This is a genomic window from Dysgonomonas sp. UBA7630, from assembly GCF_002483985.1.
GTDB lineage: Bacteria > Bacteroidota > Bacteroidia > Bacteroidales > Dysgonomonadaceae > Dysgonomonas.
Map to the genome: position 1 here is coordinate 26825 of NZ_DLIY01000006.1, position 24656 is coordinate 51480.

14 protein-coding genes (1 of these 14 cut by a window edge) are annotated in these 24656 nt (G+C 36.2%); 5 read left to right on the plus strand and 9 right to left on the minus strand.

The genetic code is table 11. From position 1 onward, the window contains the following. Positions 1–531 carry the 5' portion of a glycoside hydrolase family 3 protein gene (locus tag B3P17_RS15850; RefSeq protein WP_414647329.1) on the minus strand. Its footprint begins 30 nt before the window's first position, so only the first 531 of its 561 coding nucleotides appear in the window; its start codon is at positions 529–531; its stop codon lies beyond the left edge, outside the window. A gap of 509 nt (positions 532–1040) precedes the next feature. Continuing rightward, on the minus strand, positions 1041–2774 hold the full coding sequence (locus B3P17_RS02700; protein WP_252637324.1) for a phosphoenolpyruvate carboxykinase: 1734 nt from the start codon (positions 2772–2774) through the stop codon (positions 1041–1043). A gap of 244 nt (positions 2775–3018) precedes the next feature. On the opposite strand from B3P17_RS02700, the gene B3P17_RS02705 reads away from it, so the two are divergent. Further along, the gene (locus tag B3P17_RS02705) at positions 3019–4077 is read left to right on the plus strand and encodes a class I fructose-bisphosphate aldolase (protein ID WP_291103170.1); all 1059 of its coding nucleotides are present in this window, start codon (positions 3019–3021) and stop codon (positions 4075–4077) included. Between the two features lie 131 nt (positions 4078–4208). On the opposite strand, the gene B3P17_RS02710 is transcribed toward B3P17_RS02705, so the two are convergent. The 7 genes from B3P17_RS02710 to B3P17_RS02740 form a co-directional block, all read right to left on the minus strand. Continuing rightward, positions 4209–5777: a flotillin family protein gene (locus B3P17_RS02710; protein ID WP_252637326.1), complete on the minus strand. Its 1569-nt coding sequence runs from the start codon at positions 5775–5777 to the stop codon at positions 4209–4211. Between the two features lie 53 nt (positions 5778–5830). Further along, positions 5831–6406 carry an NfeD family protein gene (locus B3P17_RS02715; RefSeq protein ID WP_135106399.1) on the minus strand — a complete coding sequence of 192 codons (576 nt, stop codon included), beginning with the start codon at positions 6404–6406 and terminating at the stop codon, positions 5831–5833. Between the two features lie 165 nt (positions 6407–6571). Next, positions 6572–8053 carry a TolC family protein gene (locus tag B3P17_RS02720; RefSeq protein WP_252637328.1) on the minus strand — a complete coding sequence of 494 codons (1482 nt, stop codon included), beginning with the start codon at positions 8051–8053 and terminating at the stop codon, positions 6572–6574. Positions 8054–8077: 24 nt separating this feature from the next. Beyond that, positions 8078–9193 carry an efflux RND transporter periplasmic adaptor subunit gene (locus tag B3P17_RS02725; RefSeq protein ID WP_252637330.1) on the minus strand — a complete coding sequence of 372 codons (1116 nt, stop codon included), beginning with the start codon at positions 9191–9193 and terminating at the stop codon, positions 8078–8080. Positions 9194–9230: 37 nt separating this feature from the next. Continuing rightward, on the minus strand, positions 9231–10487 hold the full coding sequence (locus tag B3P17_RS02730; RefSeq protein WP_291103178.1) for an ABC transporter permease: 1257 nt from the start codon (positions 10485–10487) through the stop codon (positions 9231–9233). Positions 10488–10501: 14 nt separating this feature from the next. After that, positions 10502–11755, minus strand: coding sequence for an ABC transporter permease (locus B3P17_RS02735; protein WP_252637332.1), 1254 nt, complete (start codon positions 11753–11755; stop codon positions 10502–10504). A 13-nt stretch (positions 11756–11768) separates the two neighbouring features. Beyond that, positions 11769–12464: an ABC transporter ATP-binding protein gene (locus B3P17_RS02740; protein WP_252637334.1), complete on the minus strand. Its 696-nt coding sequence runs from the start codon at positions 12462–12464 to the stop codon at positions 11769–11771. Positions 12465–12915: 451 nt separating this feature from the next. Between B3P17_RS02740 and B3P17_RS02745 the strand changes: the two genes are divergently transcribed. From B3P17_RS02745 to B3P17_RS02760, 4 genes are all read left to right on the plus strand, one after another. Further along, positions 12916–13275 carry a MarR family winged helix-turn-helix transcriptional regulator gene (locus B3P17_RS02745; RefSeq protein WP_135106387.1) on the plus strand — a complete coding sequence of 120 codons (360 nt, stop codon included), beginning with the start codon at positions 12916–12918 and terminating at the stop codon, positions 13273–13275. A 47-nt stretch (positions 13276–13322) separates the two neighbouring features. After that, positions 13323–15779: a DsrE/DsrF/DrsH-like family protein gene (locus B3P17_RS02750; protein ID WP_252637336.1), complete on the plus strand. Its 2457-nt coding sequence runs from the start codon at positions 13323–13325 to the stop codon at positions 15777–15779. A 340-nt stretch (positions 15780–16119) separates the two neighbouring features. Further along, a complete protein-coding gene (locus B3P17_RS02755; protein ID WP_252637337.1) occupies positions 16120–17484 on the plus strand; it encodes an MATE family efflux transporter in 1365 nt (454 codons plus the stop codon). Positions 17485–17535: 51 nt separating this feature from the next. Continuing rightward, the gene (locus tag B3P17_RS02760; protein WP_252637339.1) at positions 17536–24651 is read left to right on the plus strand and encodes a type I polyketide synthase; all 7116 of its coding nucleotides are present in this window, start codon (positions 17536–17538) and stop codon (positions 24649–24651) included. Positions 24652–24656: the final 5 nt, after the last annotated feature.

The window sequence follows — 24656 nt, forward strand, 5'->3', positions numbered from 1 at the left end:
TTGCTTTTCTGTTATTATACCGGCCTTCACAGCATCTACAAGAGCCTTATAAGCTTCGTTTCCACAATCTATATCCGTTCCGTTGTATACGGCATCAGCTGCTGCATATTTAGCATCCGGATGCGTTTTGTGATGTTGATAGAAATCGTCAATTGCACCACAATCCGATGTTACATAGCCCGTGAAGTTCCATTTTTCGCGTAGTATCTCTTGCATCAGAAAATTATTGCCACAGCAAGGTTCACCATTATAAGCATTATATGCACACATCACTCCTGCAACTTTTGCTTCTACTACTAAATTCCGAAATGCAGGGAGGTAAGTATCCCATAAATCATAGTCAGTAACAAATGTATTGAAAGTATGACGCGTATTTTCGGGGCCGCTATGTACAGCATAATGTTTGGCACAAGCTGCAGCTTTTAGATATTTAGTATCGTCTCCTTGCAATCCGGCAACAAAAGACTTTCCTAATACCCCGGTTAAGAAGGGATCTTCGCCATAAGTCTCTTGTNNCGTGGATCTCTGAATATGTTAATATTAGGAGTCCAATATGTTAATCCGTAATATATTTCTCTATTGCCTATTGATGTGGCATCGTTATATATAGCACGTCCTTCGTCTGATATAGCAGAAGCAACCTCTTTCATCAACTCTTTATTCCAAGCTGCGGCCATACCTATAGCCTGAGGGAAAACTGTTACTTTATAATCAGTTCTGCCTATTCCATGCAGACATTCGTTCCACCAATTGTATGCCGGAATATTGAGCCGCTCTATTGCAGGTGTATTATTTAACATCTGGGCAACCTTCTCTTCTAATGTTAATTTTGACACTAAGTCGTTGACTCGTTCATCAATAGAGAGGTTGGTGTTTTGGAAAGGGTAATTTTGTCCAAGCAGTGAAAAACAGGATAAAACATAGATAGAAAGGATCAGCGTTAACTTCAGTTTTTTCATGATTTCTTTTTGATTCTGAATTATAAAATATACACAAAGCCTCTGATAATGAGTCGAGAGGCTTTGTAAATATATAATTTATTATTCATTAATCAAAGAGAAAAGCTCTTCGGCTGCCTCGCGCGGGCCATCTTTTGCTTTACCTTCAATTGCCAGAGACGTGTGTATTTCTCCTATTTTTACTCCGGCTTTTTTCATATCACTAAAATATGAGCGTACAAGCTTTTCGGTCGCTTCTCGTTCTTGAACAGGTCCAAATGGATTTGCAAAATAAGATTTTACAAGTCCTTTTTCTGTTGTCGTTCCTTTTGCTTTACGTGCTCCATCTTCAAATATTGAAATAGCTTTATCCAAATCGTTATACAAGAGGATTTTCTTTTCGGCCTCATTGTAATTATTGGCATATAGGAAATAATCTATCGGATATCCTCTGGATATGATTTCATATGTCGATATAGGAATTGTAACACGAGCATTTACTCTATCCATATTGGTATAAACACCTCTATCCAATTGAGCGAAGGCATAAGCCGGATCGAGATCATCTACCCTTACAAACGCTCCAATCTCGGTTCCATATGCTTTGATAGTACCATCTTCTTCTTTCTTAAGATAACCCATATCATCAAAAATGACACGCATATGACGGATATAGTTTTCATTTAAAGTTCTGAAAGCCTCAAGACTTTCCGATTTACCCGCACCACTATCACCCATGATAATTATATTGGATTCTTTTCCATTACGAAGAACAATGTTCACCATAGCGCCGTGTATAGGTAGTCTTTTATTCTCAATTTGCTTCACATTATGTAATGTAAGAAGCATTTTCTTCATATAACCGAAATAATCTATATCGTCGCAATAGTTTGCATATCCAATCAGTATATCATTCTTTTTATCTTTATAATAGAAGGTACGTTTCTCTTCATGACCATCAGGATAACCGAATATGTATATCATATCTGGTTTTTTCCCTATATATTCATTTTCTGTCGCTATTTCAAAAAGATTAGACAGCCCTACACCATGTACCATAAAATCTTTATGGAAATAAACGAAGGTCAGCATGTTACCCACTTTAGCCGGAAATACGAACCAGTCGTCTTCGTTTAACACAAGATTTTCAATCGGATTTTGTTGATGCTCTTGGAAAATTCCATCACGTGTATTTCTCTTAGTATAAGATATATATGGGGGATGGAATACTACTGTACTAATAAAAGGTATTGATGTTAACCCTTTATATTCGATCGGGCAATTCCAGTTTACATCGTTTAATGTCAGACCGGCATTAGCTCCGGCTATAGATTGACGAAAAATACGGGATTCCCTTCCTACCACTGTTGTTTGTATTCTACGACCTGTTGATAATATGAGATCGTTAAACATATCATTGGCCTGAATAAAACGAACATTTTGTAGGCCTTCACCCAGCCTGTTATTTCTTACGATTGTATATCTCTCAAGTCTTTTCCAATATTCAAAAAGCAATTCTGTAACTTCTATAAATAGATCTTTATCTTCAAAGAATTTTGAATACTTGTTATCTACAGCTACAACTTCTTCAATTTCAAATACAGTAAGTAGTTTAAATACTTCGATAAAAGCATCTACAAGATTGTCTTCTGAGCCAAAATGTTCAATATAATAATCGAAAATCACAACTTCTTCTTTCTTAAGAAATTGTTTTATAAAAGAATCAACTACTCGTCGAAAACCATAGCTATTAAGAAGTTTTTGCTTTGTGTCGCAATATTTTAATGTAAAATTGATCATTGCTCTTCCTCTGGAAAGCGTAAATTCATGTAGCATAATGTTTTATATATGGTTAAATTAATACAAAAAGAGAGTGTTTCTTGATACGAAACAAACAAAGATAAAGATTAAATTTAAGTTTTCAGTTAATATGATAAGGTAGATGTAGTTTATGTATGTTAAATAATCTTTTGATACGGTATACATATGTGTCGTATTTTTAAACATAATCTTAATCGGGTTGTTCTATATAAAGTAACATGATTGATTATTCATAATCTAAATACAAAACTTATATATTATGGCTAATTCAAAAATTATAAACATTTTAGGCGATCAAAGTGAGTTTCTTCTTGGGCATGTAAGCAAGACAGTTGACAAATCTCTTATACATGCGCCAAGTCCAAATGCGATAGATAATGTTTGGATAGATTCGGATCGTAACATTCCTACACTAAACAGTTTGCAAAGACTATTTAGTCATGGCAGGCTTGCTAATACGGGTTATTTGTCTATTTTGCCGGTAGATCAGGATATTGAACATACGGCAGGGGCTTCATTTGCTCCAAATCCTATTTATTTTGATTCAGAAAATATAGTAAAACTTGCTATAGAATCGGGATGTAGTGCTGTGGCTTCTACTTATGGAATATTAGGGTCAGTAGCCCGAAAATATGCGCATAAAATACCGTTTGTGGTAAAAATTAATCATAATGAACTGCTAACATACCCCAATACATACGACCAAGTGCTTTTTGGTACTATAAAAGAAGCATGGAATATGGGAGCTACCGCTGTAGGTGCAACAATATATTTTGGTTCTGAAGAAAGCCGCAGGCAAATAGTCGATATTTCCAAAGCCTTTGAATATGCGCACGAATTGGGTATGGCAACCATACTTTGGTGCTATCTAAGAAATAGCTCATTCAAGAAAGATGGAGTCGATTATCATAGTGCTGCAGACCTATCTTCTCAGGCTAACCATATAGGGGTCACAATAAAAGCAGATATAGTTAAGCAAAAACTTCCAACGAATAACGGTGGATTCAAAGCTATTAACTTTGCGAAGTGGGACGAACGTATGTATACCGAATTGTCTAGTGATCATCCTATCGATTTATGCCGTTATCAAGTTATAAATGGCTACATGGGGCGTGTTGGTCTAATTAACTCCGGTGGTGAATCGCATGGGGCGTCAGACCTTAAAGATGCAGTTTATACAGCCGTAGTTAATAAGCGAGCAGGGGGTATGGGCTTAATTTGTGGTCGTAAAGCTTTTCAGCGTCCAATGAAAGAAGGTATTGAATTGATAAATACAATACAAGATGTATACTTGGATAAAGAAATAACTTTAGCGTGAGCTAAAATCTAGTGTTTTTTATTATAGTTGCTAAGCAGCCCTTGTGTATATAAAGCACAGGGCTTCTTTTTTAGAAGAATAGATTAAAAATAAAGACCATTCTATATTTTAAGAATGGTCTTTATTTGCTTTTATTTATCTTTCTTCGTTTCTTCCTTTTGGTTCTTGTCTTCATCTTCTATAGGATGCGCAAGAGGGATGGTAATACCGGCTTTCTCTGCATCGCCTTTCAAGTACGAAGGAAGATTCATTCCGGCCATCTTGAATAAATCATTGAGTGGAGGAACAGACTTCATAAGACCTGAAACAAAATTAGCTGTAGTTGTTTGACCATTGCTATTGTTACCTGACGAATCCCAAACAGTAATCTTATCAATTTTAAGATTCTTGATCGCTTCAACCTGAGTTTTCACCAGTTCAGGAAGCTTTTCTATCAGTAGTAACTGATATGCCGCTACAGGATCGCCTCCGGCTGCATTTACAACACCTTTATAACCTTCCGCTTGTTTTGATAGTATTTCATACAATCCTCGAGCTTCTGCATCCATTTTGGCAAATATAGCATCAGCCTCACCTCGAGCTTGTTCTCTCAACTGTTCAGCCTTAGCTTGAGCTTCAATAATGATCTTTTGTTTCTCTATCTCAGCCGGAATTACAACGTTGGCTATTTGAGTAGAACGTTCTCTTTCAGAACGAGCCAACTCGGCTCGTTGTTCTGCCTGATATGCTTCTTCCAAAGCTTTTGCTTCTTGTACTTTCTCGGACGAAACAGCAAGTCTCAAGGCTTCTGCTTCCTTTTCACGACGTAGAGCATCGGAGCCTGCAATTTCTATTTTTGCAATATTCTCTCCTTTTACTGCTACAGCATTTGCTTCAGCCGTTTTTACACGAGTATCTCTCGTTGCTTCAGCTTTACCAATCGACTCATCTCTGAATGCTCCGGCAATGCTAACCTCTTTGTCCTTCTGAGCTATAGCTATCTGCACATCTCTATCCCGATGTGTTTCGGCTATTTGTACATCACGAAGTCTATCGGCTACAGCCTTTCCTGTTTCACCCATTTTTTCTTGTTCAGCTACACTCACTTTCGCCTCATTGATGGCTTTAGCAGCAGCTTCTTTCCCTAGAGCTTCTATATAACCTGATTCATCATTGATATCAGTTACGTTTACGTTGATTAACTTAAGACCAATTTTACGTAATTCGGTATCTACATTTTTAGAAATATTATCCAGGAATTTATCACGATCCGAGTTGATTTCTTCAATCATCATTGTGGCAATAACCAAACGAAGCTGACCGAATAAGATATCTTTCGCCAATTCTTGTATCTGCGAAGTGGTCAAACCTAATAATCTCTCTGCCGCATTATTCATATTCTCCTTCTCGGTAGAAATCGCAATAGTAAATCGACATGGTACATCGACTCTAATGTTCTGTTTACTCAATGCACTAGTCAGATTGGCCTCGATAGATATCGGCTTCAAGTCTAAATAAGCAAAATCTTGTACTACCGGCCAGATAAAAGCACCTCCACCGTGTATACATTTGGCTGAAGCTCCTCCTGTTTTGCCATATACAACTAATATTTTGTCCGACGGACAACGCTTGTACCTAGATACCATTGTCATAATGAGGACAAATATTACAATTATAGCCACTACAAAAAGAACTCCTGTTCCTTCAAATAATCCTTCCATAATAAGAGTTTTATTTTAAAATTTATTGTATTTGTTCAATCAAAGAATAGTTGTTAGAGAGTTAAAGGAGTAACAATTAATATATCTCCTTCTATACCTACAACCTTTACTAATGACCCGTTTTTGATTTCATCAACGCTGTTGGTGATAGCTGAAAGTTCATGAGTAGATCCCCTAACACTAATAAAGACCTTTCCTTTTCCTGTTTTTGCCGCAGGAATAGAAAGATAAACATCTGCGGTTTTACCTATTGTATCTTCTATTTTAAAGCTATTATCTTCTGATAGTTTTAGTAACGCTCGCATAATAAAGAAAAAGAATGCAATGAAGAGTACTCCTACCAAAAATGCGACAATAGCTAAAAGAATATTGTTTTCTATAACATTGTAAAGTGATACTCCAGCCCATCCAAATCCGAGAAGAAAATTAATTAGGTTTCGAAGAGAAAAAAGCTGAAAAGGAGAATCTCCGCCGTCTAAATTTCCATCAAAATCTGCATCAACACCTGTATCCGCATCGGCTCCAACAAAGGTCATTATTGTTTGTATAATAAATATTACACTCGCTCCGATGGCTATATACCAATAAAACTGTTGAGTGCCATCCATATTAGCAAAAAACTCTTTCATTATAGGTTTTAGTTAATGGTGTTAATTTATATATAAGCTTTATACAAATATATAATTTTTTCGCTAGAGAATTGACTCTAAAGGCATGTTTTTAAAATAAAAATTCCGTGAAACTTAAGATAATTTCACGGAATCTGATAGCACTTGATTCTACATTAAACTCAATTATTCCAAATCTATAGGTTTTCCTTGGTAGAAATCTAATATTTTACTTCTAAAAAGGAAATCATACTTCGCTTGAATCTGTTCTGATCTACTTGTCAATAATTTAGTTTTCGCTTCATTAAATTCAAAAACAGTAGATTTTCCTATTTCGTATCTTTCTTGTGCATACTTGAAAGACTCTTCCGCTGCATCGTAGGCTTTATCCGTAGAACCGTATTTAGCCTGAGCTGCGACAGCACTCTGATATGCTTGCTGTATTTCCTTGTATAAGGCTAGCTTTACATTGTCTAACGCTAGATTCTGATTCTCTATATTTAATCGCGCGCTACGCACTTGGTTACGCGTTTGGAAGCGATTGAAGATCGGGATATTAAGTGAGAAGCCTATATACTTAGTCTGATTTTGACTAAGTTGTTTCGATATGCTTTCCTGATCTATTCCTTTTTTATATATACGATCAAATCCGCTGCCATAGCGCATAGTCATGTCTAAAGTAGGATAGTACCCGGACTGGGCAACTTTCAGTTGTTTTTGTGAACTTTCTAGCTTATACTGAGCCTCTTTAACATGGGGTTTTGTTTCTAATGCCATAGTGTAAACCTGATCGGGTGGTATTATACTAGACATATTATCATATACAACATCTCCTAAATTAGGTTCTTCTATGTCAAAATCTTTAGTTGTTGGCAAATTTAGTGATTGTGACAGATTTAGCAGAGATAAATCAAGGTCATTATTTGCCATAGTCACATTTAGTTCATCTTTAGCCAACTGTGCTTTGATATCGTACAATTGTGATGACGGAACCTTTCCAGCTTCAAGTAACAACTGTGTGCGTTCTACCTGTTGAGAACTATACGATACTTGATCTTTATATGCTCTTAGAATCTCTTTTTTGAAAAGCACATCTAGATATAACGATACTACTTGTAGTTCAAGATTTTCTTTTGCTTTTTTCAATCCTTCAACAGCAGCTTGCAAATTTAATTCATCCGATTTAATTTGATTTGGAATACGAAATCCTGTAAATATTGGAACCGATGTTGATATGCCAAAGCTCGTGGAGCCTGTATTTCCTGTACCCACAGTATTTGTTGTGGTTCTGATAGAGCGTCCAAAGTTAAAATCTTGTCCAATATTTCCGTTTAAATTTGGCAACCGACTATTCTTTGATGTACTCAGATCTATTTCTGCACTTTTTACATTCAGAGATTGTTGTCGAAGGTCGATATTATTTTCTACAGCATAATCAACACATTGTTTCAATGTCCACTTCCCGGTTCCTTGAGTAAAAAGTTGAGTTTTTACTTGTACGGGTTCTGCCGTGCGTTCTTCTGATATTTTAGTTGAATCTGCCGTCTCTTCTAATATCTTTTCAGAACGAGGCTCAGCCTTTTCTACATATGTCCTTTTTCTTACCGTTTGTGCTTGTATCGTAAAACAGAAACTTAATAGGACACAGAGTATTATTGTTTTTTTCATAATTGTATTTATTATCCTATCCGTCTATTTTTGAGCTGCTTTTTTAGATTTATCTGAAATTTCGTTTCCTCTGATCTTATCCCCCTTCTTCAACCCGGATTTTACTTCTACTTTTATTCCGTCAGATAATCCTGTAGTAATTAGTTTTTTATCAAATAATTGTTCAATAGAATCTTTTAGAACGTAAACATACGCAGAGTCATTACTGAATGTAATTGTACTTTCCGGTATAGATAATACTTTCTCAGCTTTAGATAATACGATTTCTGCATTTGCGCTGTATCCGGCACGAATAACGACTGTGTCAGGGATACGTGCTGCTGCTTTTATTTCAAAAAGAATGGCTCCGTTTTCTTCAACTCCTTTTGGTGCGATATATTCTAGAACAGCATCAAATTTTTTGTTTTCTATAGCACCTACAGATAGTTTCATTGGCATACCAGTATGTATACGTCCGACTTCGGTTTCGTCTACTTTTCCAATAAAGATCATATCGTTCATGTTGGCTACACTAGCTATAGTAGTACCATCATTAAATGTATTGGCCTGAATAACAGAGTTTCCGACTTTAATAGGAACATCTAATATCATACCAGTAATAGTAGATCTGATCTGAGTATTACTGTATTGTGCTGTTTTTTTAGAAATCCCATTTTTTACAATGTCTAAATTATCTTTAGAGTTATCGAGCTCTTCTACAGCTTTTTTGTAGTCTGCTTCCGATTTATCCATCTCTTCCTTGGCTATTACACCTTTCCCAAAAAGCTGCTTTTGCCTGTCATATTCTGCTTTTATCTGGTTTAGGTTGATGCGAGCAACATTAACTCTCGATTCAGCACTATTCAGCTGAGAGACTTCAGGTATTACTTTTACCGTAGCAATAATTTCTCCTTCTTTTACAAAATCACCGGCTTCTTTCAGCACCTCCGATACAATCCCGGAAATCTGAGGTTTGATAAGAATTTCATCACGTGGTGATACCTTACCTGTTGCTACAGTGGTGTTTTCTATATCTCCCGATTCCACAGTTGATATTTCATAAACAATCTTCTTCGGTTGTGATTTTCTAAAAAGAAAATATAATGTACCAACGAAAATTAATCCGATAAATACTAGTCCAATAATTTTTAAAGCTTTCATATTATTTAATTTTCTATTTTTTATTCTTTACAGTAAATTATTCTTCTCTGATAGCATCGATTGCTTTTATGCGTAGTGCTCTCATTGCAGGCATCAATCCCGAAAGTATACCCGATATGATCAATACTCCTAATGCAGCTATTGCTGTCCAGAATGAAACTAGCGGTGGTATGAGAAATACATCATCACTTATATTTTTGCTCATGACGTAGCTAATGATTTCTATGAGTGCTATTCCTGCAAAAAAGCCTGCAAATCCGGCGATTGTCGTTAAAACAAAGCTTTCACTTAAAATCTGCTTCACTATTGTTATTGGCTTCGCACCGATAGCACGTCTCACTCCAATTTCACGGGTTCGTTCACGTACTGTTACCAGCATAATATTACTGATACCTATAATGCCGGATAACAAAGCACCTATTCCAACAAACCATATAAGAAAATCTATACCTAAAAATAAGTTGTTGAAGATTTGAAATTGTTTTTCTATATTGAAGCTACCTACGGCTTTTTCATCGGTAGGAGATATGTCATGTGCTGTTTTTATTATCGCTGTAACCTCTTCTTCTACCACAGAGGCTGGATAACCCGGTTTAGCTGTACATGCCATAAAATAGACTTTGTCTCCTTGATTAAAGGCCTGTTGCATTGTAGAGAATGGAATAAAAACCGTTGATTCTACATCTCCGCCGATCGACATGTTCGACTTAGGACGAATCACTCCAATTACTTGAAAGTATATCCCATTTACTCTTATATATTGTCCTTCGGGATTTTCCCCCGGCTGAAATAATGTTTCATAAACCTCTCGTCCGATTACACATACTTTGCGAGTGCCCGCTATATCCAATTCGTTGAATACTCGCCCCATGAGTATGTGCTGTTGTTCTATATTGAAATGATCGGGATATATACCTCTTGTTCCATACGATCCTGATTTTCGTCCACGTACAACATTTTTATCTCCGCTATTTCCAAAGAGTACAGGAGAAATATATTCCACTGATTGGGCTTTCTCTCTAATCAGCGTAACATCTTTTCTGTTCATCGACCAGAAACGTCCTTTACGGAATCCTTTATACGGTTCACTGGTAACATCTGTCCAAAAGAAGCAGGAGTTGGATGCAAATCCGCTTACGTTTTTCATGATACCTCCTTGAAAGCTATATCCGATACCTATAAGGATAATAAGCATAAAAATACCCCACGAAACGCCTATGCAAGTAAGAAAACTTCGAAGCTTATTTCGAGTGATCGTTACCCATATTTCTTGTAAATTATCTAAATCAAACATGTTCTGGTTTTTTATTATTCGGCTCTCATCGCTTCTATTGGACTCACTTTTGTCGCTTTCAGGGCAGGTATAAGACCTGCAATTGTTCCTGCAACAATCAGAACTACTGTTGCCCATATTACAGTGGATAAATCTACTGTTGGATCTTTGAATATTGAAGGACCATCCGATGGCGCGTTTGCCATAATTGTACTAATTCCTTCTGTTATACCAACCCCAATGACTATACCAATGTAACCTGCTACGGTAGTGATCAGTATAGATTCAAAGATAATGAGCTTGAGTACAGAGAAAGGAGTAGCTCCTATTGCCTTTCGAATACCGATTTCTTTAGTTCGTTCTTTTACAGTTATAAGCATGATATTTCCTACACCAACAATTCCAGCTAATAATGAAGCAATTCCGATGACAATGATAAAAGCAGTGATAATAAAGAATATACTTTGTGCTTCCAACATGTCTTCTGCCGTATTGCGGACATACAATGCAGATCTGTCCGCCGGGTCAAAATTATGGAGTGTTCCCATTCGTTGGCGGAGCCTTTCTACAAATTTCTCGTTTGCTTCTTTGGTTGGCAATCCGACTACGGTAAAATCAATCCTGCGAAAACCATAACCTTTGTTATATAGCATCTGGGCTGTTGTGAAAGGAATATAACCCGGAGGGTTGTTGTCATAGATATCTTCATTATCATAAACCCCAATCACCTGATAAGCTATATTATTATCAGCAATCACATATTGGTCTATAGGATCTTTATCTTTAAATAATACCTTTTTCATATCGGGGCTGAGAACTATAACTTTGCGGCGATTGTCAACATCCATTTTATTGAGAAATCGGCCATTCCCATTCGCAACTTTCAGATTATTGATAATAGAAGCATCCTGTGAAACGCCGTCTATATCCCACGAACCATACTCTTTTTCATAAGATAGAGTTACTCTTTGGCTCAACCGAACAGAGACATATTCTACCTCCGGTATCTTATTTCGTATTAGATCATAATCTTTTTGATCAAACTTTATTTGTCTATTTGTAGGAAGACCCTTGTAAGCCATTGAAGTCCATCCTGGCCACAATGTGACAGAATTTTGTGCTCTGCGTGAAAAGTTTGAAGTAACACCATTTTTTAACCCATTACCTGCAGCCAATAATATTATAAGCATAAAAATACCCCATGCTACTGCAAAACTGGTCAAAAAAGTGCGTAACTTATTTTTGCCGATAGTAGAAAATATTTCGCGTATAGAATCAAAATCAAACATAAGTAATCCGGGTTTACATTGCTATTACTGGGTTCTCATTTACTTCTATCGAACCTATAATTCCATCCTTTATATGGATAACTCGATCTGTAGCATCAGCCACAGATTGCTCATGGGTTACAATAAGCATAGTTATACCATCATCGTTATTGATCTGTCGAAGTAATTGCATCACATCTCTTGAAGTCTTACTATCTAGAGCTCCTGTAGGTTCATCTGCCAGTATTATCTGAGGTTGAGCTATTAGAGCGCGGGCAATTGCGACACGCTGCTTTTGCCCCCCTGAAAGCTCATTCGGCATATGGCTTGCATGTGACGCTAGTCCCATCTTGTCCAGATATTCCATAGCTATGCTATTACGTTTTTTTCGAGAAACTCCCTGATAATATAGCGGTAACGCTACGTTTTCTACAGCATTTTTGAATGTAATCAGGTTGAAGGATTGGAATATAAAACCAATCTTCTTATTTCTCAACTCAGCTGCTTGGGTTTCACTCAAATTTTTGATTAGGACATTATCTAAATAATATTCACCGGTATCATAGGTATCCAGAATTCCGAGAATATTAAGCAAGGTGGATTTTCCTGAGCCGGAAGCTCCCATTATAGAGACTAGCTCGCCTCTTTCCACGTCCATATTAATCCCTTTCAATACATGTAAAGGTGATTTTCCCCAATAAGTTTTGTTTAAACTATTTATTCTTATCACGTTCGCTGTTGTTTATTATATTTGAAGAACCTACTGCCACACAGAATTAACTTTTGATAAAGTTTCACGAAATTGTATCTAGAAACATTTACTATATATGTCGCTAAAAATTAAAAAAGGTTACATCTTTTTGATATTTTAACATTAAAAAATTATATAATTCTGTAATTAGATGATATAAAGATGAATAATTAAATTTAGAAAATACAACTTTTGCTTATAAATTTATTTATTTGATATGCTTGGGGAGTCTTGCATTGCTGTTTTTTTTAGAAGAAAGCATATNNTAAATCATAGAATCATATATTAAATAGAAAGATAGCAGGCATGGTATGCGATAAAATTGGAGTGTTTTCATCTTTTGAAAAATTTAGAATATTATTCATATACATTTTGTCAATAGAAAAATATTATTTTTCTTTGCAAATATTTTCCAATAGCAAATATTTTAATGGAGTCAATTTGTAAACTAAAAAATATATATAAGTCTCTTTATACTTTTGAGAAAGAGTTTGCCGAAAAGAATAATATAACCATTAACGAAGGGATGGTTTTATGTTGTATGAAGGATGAGAAGCCAAGAACAGCAAATGAGATTTGTGAATTTGTGGGGTTGTCTAATTCCAGAGTATCACGTATAATAAATACTGTAGAAACAAAAGGGTATATATTGCGAGAAATGGGTTCAATAGATAAAAGACAAATGATCTTTTCCTTGACAGAGGAAGGGAGAAAGAAAATAAAAGAAATGATGAAACATGAAATTAATTTATCTGCATTGATAAAAGAACTGGTAGAAATATCAGCATAATTTTTTAATCATATAATTGCTAATAACAAATATTTATAATATAAATTATGAAAATACTTATAATTGGAGGTGTGGCAGGTGGAGCAACAGCAGCTGCACGACTCAGAAGAATGGACGAAGATGCTCAGATCATACTCTTCGAAAGAGGAGAGTACGTATCGTATGCCAACTGTGGACTTCCTTATTATATTGGCGGTATAATTAGTGAACGAGACAGATTGTTTGTACAAACAGTAGATGGTTTCATCAATCGTTTCAATATAGATATCCGAGTAAGATCCGAAGTGACAAGCGTCAACCTGAAAGATAAAACAGTAAAAGTCCATGATATTGCAGCCAATAGAGATTATACAGAAAGTTATGACAAACTAATAATATCTACAGGAGCAGAACCTATCAAACCTCCAATGCCGGGCATAGAAGACAGTCGTATATTCTCCTTAAGGAATGTGCCTGATATGGATAAAATAAAAAGCTATATAAACCAACATAAACCCAAAAGAGCAGTGGTAATAGGCGGCGGTTTTATAGGTCTTGAAATGGTGGAAAATCTACATGATGCAGGATTAGATATAACGTTGATAGAAAAGAGTAACCAAGTAATGGCTCCAATCGATTTTTCTATGGCTTCTATAGTACACCGACATCTTATTCAAAAAAATGTATCTCTTTTGCTCGAGGAGGGTGTTGCACAGTTTGAATCAGTTGAGGATGGTATAAACGTCGTATTGGAAAGTGGTGGAAGTGTTACTGCAGATATGGTTATATTAAGCATCGGAGTTCGTCCCGAAGTAAAATTGGCTAAAGACGCAGGCTTGCAACTCGGCTCTATGGGAGGCATCAAGGTTGATGACTATATGCAGACATCAGATGGTAGCGTATATGCTCTAGGTGACGCTACAGAGGTATTTAATCCAATTATCAATAAACATACTTTAGTTCCCCTAGCTGGACCGGCAAATAAACAAGCTCGTATAGTGGCCGATAATATTTTAGAAGGGAATAAGTATACATATAAGGGTACTATAGGAACTTCCATTGCTAAGGTCTTTGATCTGACTGTCGCAGCAGCAGGAGCTTCTTCAAAATTACTAAATAGAGAGAAGATAGAGCATATATCATCATATACGCACGGAAGTTCGCATGCTGGCTATTATCCGGAAGCACTACCATTATCTATCAAAATAATTTTTTCTCCTGAAGATGGCAGATTGTTGGGAGCTCAAGTGGTCGGTTATGATGGGGTTGATAAACGTATTGACCTATTTGCACAGGTAATAAAAAATGGAGGTACAATTTATGATCTTCAGGAGATAGAACACGCTTATGCTCCCCCATACTCGTCAGCCAAAGACCCGGTAAATATGGCCGGATTTGTAGCCGAGAATATTTTAAAAGGGAAAGTAAACATTATCCAATGGCGTGACATCCCCAGCATAGATAAAACAAAGGCTATGATTATAGATTCACGTACAAAGGAAGAATATGATTTTGGACATATCGAAGGTGCAATTAATATACCAGTCGATGAGATTAGAAGTCGTCTTAATGAAATGCCGAGAGATAAAAAGATTATAGTTTATTGCGCTGTTGGATTACGTGGATATATTGCCTCGCGGATTCTTATGCAACATGGTTATACCGACGTTTATAATCTTTCGGGAGGATATCGGACTTACTCTTGTGCTATTGCTGATAATACAGCGAGTGAAGGACTTTGTGATACACTTATTAAAGATGATGGAGAGATGGAAAATAAAGAAAGTACAACAATTAAAACAATCAAAATAGATGCTTGTGGATTACAGTGTCCTGGCCCGATCATGCAATTGAAGAAAAATTACGATGAAATAAATCTAGGCGACCGCCTCGAAATTAGCGTTACAGATCAGGCTTTTGGTGAAGACTTAAATGGCTGGTGTCGTATGATTGGCGCAAAACTGGTAAGCATGAATAATTCGGGTGGGGTAATAACTGCTACTGTAGAAAAGGTAGCAAAAGAAGACGCTTCTTGCACCACATCAGCTATCGCTAGAGATAATAAAACGCTGATAGTATTTAGTGACGATTTGGATAGAGCTCTAGCTTCCTTTGTCATAGCTAATGGTGCCGCAGCTACGGGTAAAAAAGTAAGTATCTTCTTTACATTCTGGGGGCTGAATGTAATAAAAAAGGAGAAAAAGCCTGCTGTAAGAAAAGACTTTATGGGAAAAATGTTTGGCATGATGTTGCCATCTAGTAGCAAAAAACTAGGCCTATCTCAAATGAATATGGGAGGAATCGGTAGTAAAATGATGCGTAGCATCATGAAAAATAAAAATGTAGATAGCCTTGAAAGCCTTATGCAACAAGCTTTAGACAATGGTGTAGAGTTTATTGCATGTTCTATGTCGATGGATGTAATGGGTATAAAAAAAGAGGAATTAATAGATAATATTACGATTGGTGGTGTTGCCGCTTATCTCGATAGAGCAGAAAATGCGAATGTAAATCTATTCATTTAATATTTTTAGATATATAAGACAAAGCCCTAAATGCTCTTCTCTCACCTGATCTATTTATCTTGGTGAGAGAGGAGTTCTTTTTATGTTTTTGCACCTATACAAAAAGAAAGTAGATATAATATCCTTAAATTAAAAAACAATAAATTTCATAGATTTAGATTCCTTCTCAGATAATTTGTAGGGGCTTTATTCTTTGTTCAATAATTATTTTTATTTGTTTAGTAAAATATATTTATATAAGTTTGTGGCTTGAGACTATAAATATCTTTTTTCTTTAACATTGACTTTACATACATTACTAATGTTTTGCCTGGATAACATTTAGTAATCAGATAAAATAATGGGGTCTATACTAAATAGATTAGAATCGGAACAAACAACAAAACTACTGAGAGAATATTCCATTTCGGCTATTATCGGTTCCTTAGTTGTTGCCATCTACAATATTGTGGATAGTATTTATATTGGACATGGTCCTAATTTAGGAGATCATGCCATTGGTGGGCTAGGACTCGTTTTTCCTATAATGACATTCTTTACTGCATTAGGAGCATTCGTCGGTACAGGTGCTGCCACTCGTATTGCTATTTATATGGGTGAAGGTTGCAAAGATAAGATGGATAGAGTGCTAGGTAATGCCCTTATTTTGATTATATTATTTACAGGGTTCTTCGTCTTTCTAACCTATATCTTTATCGATCCACTATTACATATAATCGGAGCAACACAAGACACTTATCATTTTGCTCGCGAGTTTTTAATCTATTATCTGCCGTGTTGTATCTTTCTGAATTTAGGGTTCGTATTGAGCAGTGTTATGCGTGCGTCGGGTTATCCTCAAAAAGCAATGTATATAATGCTATTTGGTGTTATTTTAAATATTATAATTGCACCTATTTTCATTTTTATATTCGAATGGGGGATGAGAGGTGCTGCAATTACTACTTCAATAGCCGCGTTTAGCTCCTTCGTTATCTTTATGATTCATTTTCTTGATAGAAATAACACATTAACACTACATAAGCATAAGTTAAGTCTAGATAAAAAAATTGTATGGGCTATAATGAGTATCGGGGTTTCTCCATTTCTGATGCAAGTAGCAGCTTCCATTGTTGTCTTTTTTATAAATAACAGGTTAAGTACTTACGGAGACAGCATCGCTGTAGAAGCATATTCAATAGCCAATAGATTAAATCTTATTATTGTACTCATCATTGTTGGTTTAACACAAGGAATGCAACCCATCGTTGGATACAATTATGGAGCCCAGAAGATAGAAAGGGTAATATCTACAGTAAATCACGCAATAAAAGCCGGTGTCGGTATCGGATTTCTCGGTATGATGGGTGGATTATTCTTTTCAGATATTGCAGTCAGTCCATTTAATCCTAGTCCTACATTGGCAAGTAAAGCCTCTAGAGTTTTAAAAATAATAACGATTGTATTACCTCTTAGTGGTTTGCAAATGGTCATTTCTAATTTTTTCCAATCTATAGGAATGCCGACGAAAGCAATCATCTTAAGCCTAACACGGCAATTCCTTTTTCTAGTACCGCTGTTATTCATTTTACCTCTTTTTTTTCAATTGGATGGGGTATGGATTTCAATACCATTAGCTGATGTTGCATCAACAATATTAGCTGTTATAATTTATATTTGGCAAGTACATAAACTTAAAGAAAAATATATATATGCAATAGATTAGATAATAAAACAAGAAAGACAAACATATAAAACAAACTACAACTATTTAATAATGCAACATTACAAAGAGCTACTAATCGTATCTCCCTTCGAGATACCGAATCCTGCTTTAGCTTTAGAAACGATCAAGACCGATGCATATCTCGTATTGCATCTTGGTAGGAATCTGCAAAAAGCACAAGAATCCTTAGATATCATGAGTGAATCTACAACTGAATCTTTTGGGGTTTGTTTTGTAGATGAGACTTCATTAAAATTAGAACTTCCACCAAATGTAACTAGAGTGATTTTTCCTGCTGGTATGAATATATCAGTAAGCGAAAATATAGAAAAATTATGTCAGGTACATTCTTTAGATGAAGCTGCAAGAGTAGTCGATAGCGGTATCAGTAATATTATCGTAAAAGGAAATGAAGGAACAGGAAAAGTGTCGGCTCAGTCCTCATTTATCCTTTTCCAAAGTATAGCGGATAAATATTTAAATAAAGGAATAAATATTTATATACAAGGCGGAGTCGGTGTACATACTTCTGCCGCTTGTTTGGCTTTAGGGGCTAAGGGGGTTATTATGGATAGTCAGATTTCCTTATTTCCTGAATGCAGTTTAACCAAAGATCAGAAAAATATTTTTAGTAAACTGAGTGGGAGTGAGACTACCGTAATTGACAATTTCAGGATATTGTTGAGGAAAAACTCTCCTAAATTACCTGTCAACACTAAATATTCGGATATTATACCATTATTGGGAGAATTAGATATTAATAAGAATATCTTACCTATGGGGCAAGATATTTCATTATCTATTGACTTTGTAGAAAAATATAAAAACCTTAACACTTTCGTTTCTAGTTTCTATGAAGCTATATACGGTCATATACAGCAAGCAAAAAGATTGCAAACAATCAAATCAGATAGTAAACTCGCAAAAAGTTTAGGTATAAAATACCCAATAGCACAAGGGCCAATGGCTAGAGTAAGCGATGTCCCTGAATTTGCTTGTAGTGTAGCTGATGCGGGAGCATTACCTTTTATAGCCATGAGTATGACAACCGGAGATGCCGCCTGCAACCTGATAGCAGAATCCAGTCGGTTACTCAACGACAAAGTCTGGGGCGTTGGGCTACTAGGATTTATTCCTGCAAAACAACGTGAAGAGCAAACGAAATATATATTGGATTACAGACCACCCGTGGTACTTATCGCCGGAGGAAGCCCCGCTTTGGCAAAACCATTTGAAAAAGAAGGTATCAAAGCTTTTATTCATGTCCCATCTCAAACATTGTTGGATATATTTCTTAAGGAAGGGGCGAAGAACTTTGTATTCGAAGGACGTGAAAGTGGGGGACATATAGGCCCTCTTTCCAGCTTTATCCTATGGGAAAGACAGATATACAGATTACTAAAAGAAGATAATCTATCTGCATTTAGTGTCTTTTTTGCGGGTGGGATACATGATGCATTTTCTTCTGCATTCGTATCTATAATGTCTGCCACACTTGATGCTAAAGGTGCTAAAATAGGGGTGTTAATGGGGTCTTCATATCTTTATACAAAAGAAGCCGTAGAGACAAAAGCCATCCGTCCTGAATTCCAAAAATTGGCGATTGAAGAAAATGCAACAGTTATTCTGCAAGCAGCTCCCGGACAAGAAACACAATCTCTAAAATCTCCATTTACAGAATATTTCGGTAAGGAAAAAGAAAAACTACAACAGCAAAACCTAGATAGTAAAGAAATTTGGATCAGATTAGAGGAACTTAACCTTGGTCGTTCAAGAATTGCAACAAAAGGCATTGAACGCATAGGAACTGATCTTGTAAAATTGAACGAGAAAGAGCAAAAAGAAAAAGGTCTTTATATGATAGGACAAATAGCAGCTCTCAATCAAAAAGAAATAACTCTGGATGAATTGCATAAGCATGTAGCTGTAGATAATAACGAGCTACTTTCTCAACTGCCCGATATTGCTTTGCCAACATCAAATACAAAACCATTAGATGTAGCTATTGTAGGAATTTCAGGTATTTTTCCGAATGCACATAACATTGAAGAATATTGGAGAAATATCGTTCTTGGCAAAGATTGTATAACAGAGGTTCCCGATAGTCGCTGGAATAAAGATCTATATTATGATTCAAACTCTACGGATACAGATAAAGTGGTCTCGAAATGGGGCGGATTTATTCCATCGATAGACTTTGATCCTCTTGAGTTTGGAATGACACCTCAATCGCTTGCGTCTATAGAACCAACACAATTATTGAGCCTTTTGGTGGCTAAGCAAGCCTTAACAGATGCAGGATATGAAAACCTGTCCGAAATTGATTTGGAAAACACTTCCGTTATATTCGGTGCAGAAGGTGCAACAGAACTAGCGGCAAGTTATGGTTTCAGAGGTTATGCAAAACAGGTTTTTGGCGAATTACCAGATGTTTTGAAAAATTCCCTACCTCGTCTTAATGAAGATTCTTTTGCCGGAGTATTATCAAATGTGATATCCGGTAGAATCGCCAATCGTCTAAATCTGGGTGGACGAAACTATACAGTAGACGCAGCATGTGCTTCATCTCTTGCAGCTCTGGATTTGGGCTGTCAGGAATTATTCTCCAATCGCTCAGATATGGTACTTTTAGGTGGAGCCGACTTACATAACGGAATCAACGACTTCTTAATGTTTTCATGTACGCATGCATTATCCCGTAAAGGTTACTCTGCCTCATTCGATGCAGATTCAGATGGTATTGCCTTGGGGGAAGGCATTGGCGTTTTAGTCCTGAAACGGTTAGCTGATGCCGAACGTGATGGAAATAAGATATATGCTGTTATAAAAGGAATGGGAGGTAGTAGTGATGGAAAAAGTCTGGGAATGACTGCCCCAAACAGAAATGGACAGATAAAAGCATTACAAAGAGCTTATCAGAATGCAGGAATTTTACCATCACAGGTAGAAATGATAGAGGCTCATGGTACGGGAACAGTAGTGGGAGACCGAACAGAGCTACGAGCATTAACAGATATGTTTCTTGAATCAGGCGCCATTAAAGGACAAACATTACTAGGTTCAGTCAAAACACAAATAGGACATGCTAAATGTGCTGCAGGTATTGCAGGCGTTATCAAAACTGCTTTGTCTATTTACTACAAAGTTCAACCGCCGACATTACATCTTAATAAACCGAATCCTTATTACGATAAAGACAGTAGTCCTTTTGTCTTTAATTCACAGTCTGGGTATTGGGATAGTGAAACGAGAATCGCCGGAGTTAGTGCTTTTGGCTTTGGTGGGACTAATTTCCATGTAGTAATGGAAAATTATAAAAAGGAGGAAGAACATAATAGCAGTTTACCCTTGTGGCCATCAGAACTATTTGTATTTCGTGGCGATTCACTAAACGAAGCCAAACAACAATTGCAAAAAGTAAAAGATCTGTTGAGCTACAATGATACAATCAATATTAAAAATATAGCTTACAGTTTAGCTGTACACAGCAAGAAAGAAGTTCAACTATCTATAATAGCAAGTGACTGCAAAGAATTGCTAAATAGAATTAATACGGCTCTTAGCGGAAAAGAAGAACATGGCATATATTTAAAAAATGCGAAAGACGGCAAAGTTGCATTTATGTTTTCCGGACAAGGTAGTCAAAGAGTAAATATGGCTCGCGATATGTTTGTTGCTTTTCCTGCAATGCGTCGCTTGCTTAAAAAACACAAAGAATACGAAAAGATATTATTTCCTTACTCAGCATTCGATGAAGAAACACGTAAAGAGCAAGAGAAAGTTATCACCGATACACGAAATGCTCAACCATTACTTGGAATTGTAGATTTTGCATTCGCTGAGTTTCTAAAGTCTCTAGGTATTATGCCTGATATGGTGGCAGGTCATAGCTATGGAGAGTTGCCGGCTTTATGTTTTGCCGGTGCTTTTGATGCCGAAGAGCTAGTGCCATTAAGTCATAAAAGAGCTTTATCTATATTAGATGCAATAGAAGAGGATAAAGGGAGAATGATAGCTGTCAGTCTTCCCGAAACAGAGATAATTGGCCTATTGGAAGGTGAAAAGGATGTGTGGGCTGTGAACTTTAATTCTCCGAAACAAATTGTACTGGCAGGTTCTACGGATGGAGTGAATGCTTTTATGCGAAAACTAAGTAATAAAAATATTGCATATAAAGAGCTTAATGTAGCATGCGCATTTCATAGTCCTCTTTTACACAAATCAAGAGAGCTTTACGCCGATGTGTTAAACAAGGTTGACTTTAAGACTCTAAATATACCTGTATGGTCTAATACAACAGCGGAACTTTACCCTCAAAAAACTCAAGAAATAAGAAATCGATTAGCGGAGCATCTTATTAAACCTGTACTTTTTACTCGGCAAGTTGAAAATCTGTACAATGAAGGTGCACGTATATTTATCGAAGTTGGACCCGGTAGAGTTCTTACAGGACTCGTACAATCCATCTTAGGAGATAAAGTCTCTGCTTTTGAAACAGAAAATAAAAGTTTCAATGGAGTAACTTTCATCTTGCATACTCTTGCAAAATATTTGTCGACAGGAAAATCTGTTGACGTTGAAAAACTCTTTAAAAACCGCAATACATCTATCGTAAATATTGATGAGCCTGAACAATATAAGAAGAGTCCTATTGTTTGGCATATCAATGGCCATAATGCTATACCTACTAATGGACGAATGCCTTCGACAGGTGCATACCCAATAACACAACCTTTAATGAACCTAAATAATATGGTTAATAACCCCAATAATAATGAATCTTCAGGACTTTCTTCTTCAGATCAAGTAATATTAGAATATCTAAATAGTATGAGAATGATGATGCAGAGCCAGCGTGATGTCATGCTGGGCTATTTAGGTCATACTCCCAATAATATATCAACTCCAATACAAACGATCCCTGTGCAACAAGTACAGGTCTTACCGGTAAGCACAGTACCGCAGCACGTAGAGTCGATACAACAACCTGTGGCAATAAATGCGTCGATGCCTAAATCTGTAGAGCCATCAACACCGGATGTGTCTATAGACGATATTAAAGCTTTATTACTCGAGACCGTTAGTGAAAAAACAGGTTATCCTATCGAAATGTTAGGTCTTGACCTTGACTTGGAAGCTGATCTTAGTATAGACTCTATCAAACGAATGGAAATTATAGGATCATTGAGAGAAAAACTTAACATATCAGGAAGCATGGAAGATGCCGAAGATACTGTAGAAAAGCTAGCTTCGGTAAAAACCCTTAACGGTTTGATTGACTGGATTAAGGATTTAGCCAAATCAAATATAAATCAAACACAAGTTGCAAGTACACCAGATTTGGCACAATCGGTAGTTGCTGTTCCAACTACAACTGTGACAATTGATGATATCAAGGCCTTGCTTCTTGAAACTGTTAGCGAAAAAACAGGTTATCCAGCCGATATGCTTGGTTTGGATTTGGATTTGGAAGCTGATCTCAGCATTGATTCTATCAAACGTATGGAGATTATAGGCTCATTGAGAGAAAAACTAAATATATCCGGTAGTATTGAGGATGCTGATGATACAATTGAAAAATTAGCTTCAGTAAAAACTCTTAATGGATTAATTGATTGGATAAGAGAGTTGGCTAATGGTGTTGAGAATAAAGATTCTATACCCCAGTCTCAAATAGGGCAAACAATTCAAGTTGAACAGACAACAGTAAAAGAGAATAAAACTATTGCAGATGAATTGATAAGAATGAGTTTTGAACTTGAAGAAACAACCTTAAACTCAGAAAAAATTCAGATAGAAGGAAAACGGTTTGCCCTTACTGATGATGGTGGTGGATATGCTCAAAATATAAAAGCATCAATAGAGGGAAATGGAGCTATTGTTGACTTGATACAAGGAGATGAGAATCTTTCTCAGTATGATGGGCTAGTAATACTCAACTCTTCGACATCCCCTCGAAAATACAGTATCAAAAAAGTGTTTAGTATGATCAAAAATGTAGATATTGCTAGGATTAAATGGGTGTATACATTCAGTGATGTACTTGGTAATATTAAAATGACTGAAGGGGTATCTAAGTTGAAAGAAATTCAAGGCTTCCCTGGACTGATAAAGAGTCTTGCACATGAATTCCCTACAATAAATTTCAGGGCAATAGTATCTCATTCTATCTTCGAACCTGATTCTTTGTCTCAAATCGCAATAGATGAATTATTAACACATGATGCTACCTATACAGAAATAATCTATAAGGATAAAAAGAGATATTTTACAAATCCTAAACCTGTCACTCTTATTCAAAATGGTAGTTCCAATCTATCTTTCGACAAAGACTCTGTAGTTGTTGTATTTGGTGGTGCACAAGGAATTACTCCAGAGTTGATTAGCGAACTGTCAAAAGAATATCCATGTAACTATATTCTTGTAGGACGTTCAGACACTCCTACAAAAGAATTTGATAAGTATAAATCGTTGGACTCAAAGGACAAGATACGTAAATATCTGATCACTGAAGAAAACCTGAAATCTCCCGGCGAAATAGAAAAGAAAGTACAAAAGATATTCAAGACGAATCAGATAAATGAAAATGTTGCAAAAATAGAACAAAACGGAGCGAAAGTAACATATATATCCTTAGATATAAAAAATGAAGGAGCACTGAGAGGTTTTATAAAAAAAACATATGATACCTATAACAGAATAGACGGGATATTTCATGCTGCAGGCTTGTTGGACGATAAATTATTTATACATAAAACTTTTGAATCTTTTGATAAAGTGTATTCTACCAAAGTCATTCCACTGCATGTCTTACTGGATGAATTACGTTCCGACCTAAAACTATTTGTAATGTTCAGTAGCGTGGCATCATCTTATGGGAACAAGGGACAATCTGATTATGCTTCAGCAAACAGTGTCTTCGATTATATTGCTCCAATCTTAAATGATAAAGTTGAAGCCAGAATACTCACTATTAATTGGGGACCCTGGAAAGGAACAGGTATGGTAAATGACACATTAGAAGCTGAGTTCAAGAAACGTGGGGTTTCGTTGATTCCTCTGAGGAAAGGAGCTGAATATTTTGTAAATGAGCTTAAATATGGAAAAGAGAATCATATACTGGTGATGGGTGGATCAGAAGATGTAAAAAGCTTTTTAAATAATTGATTCAG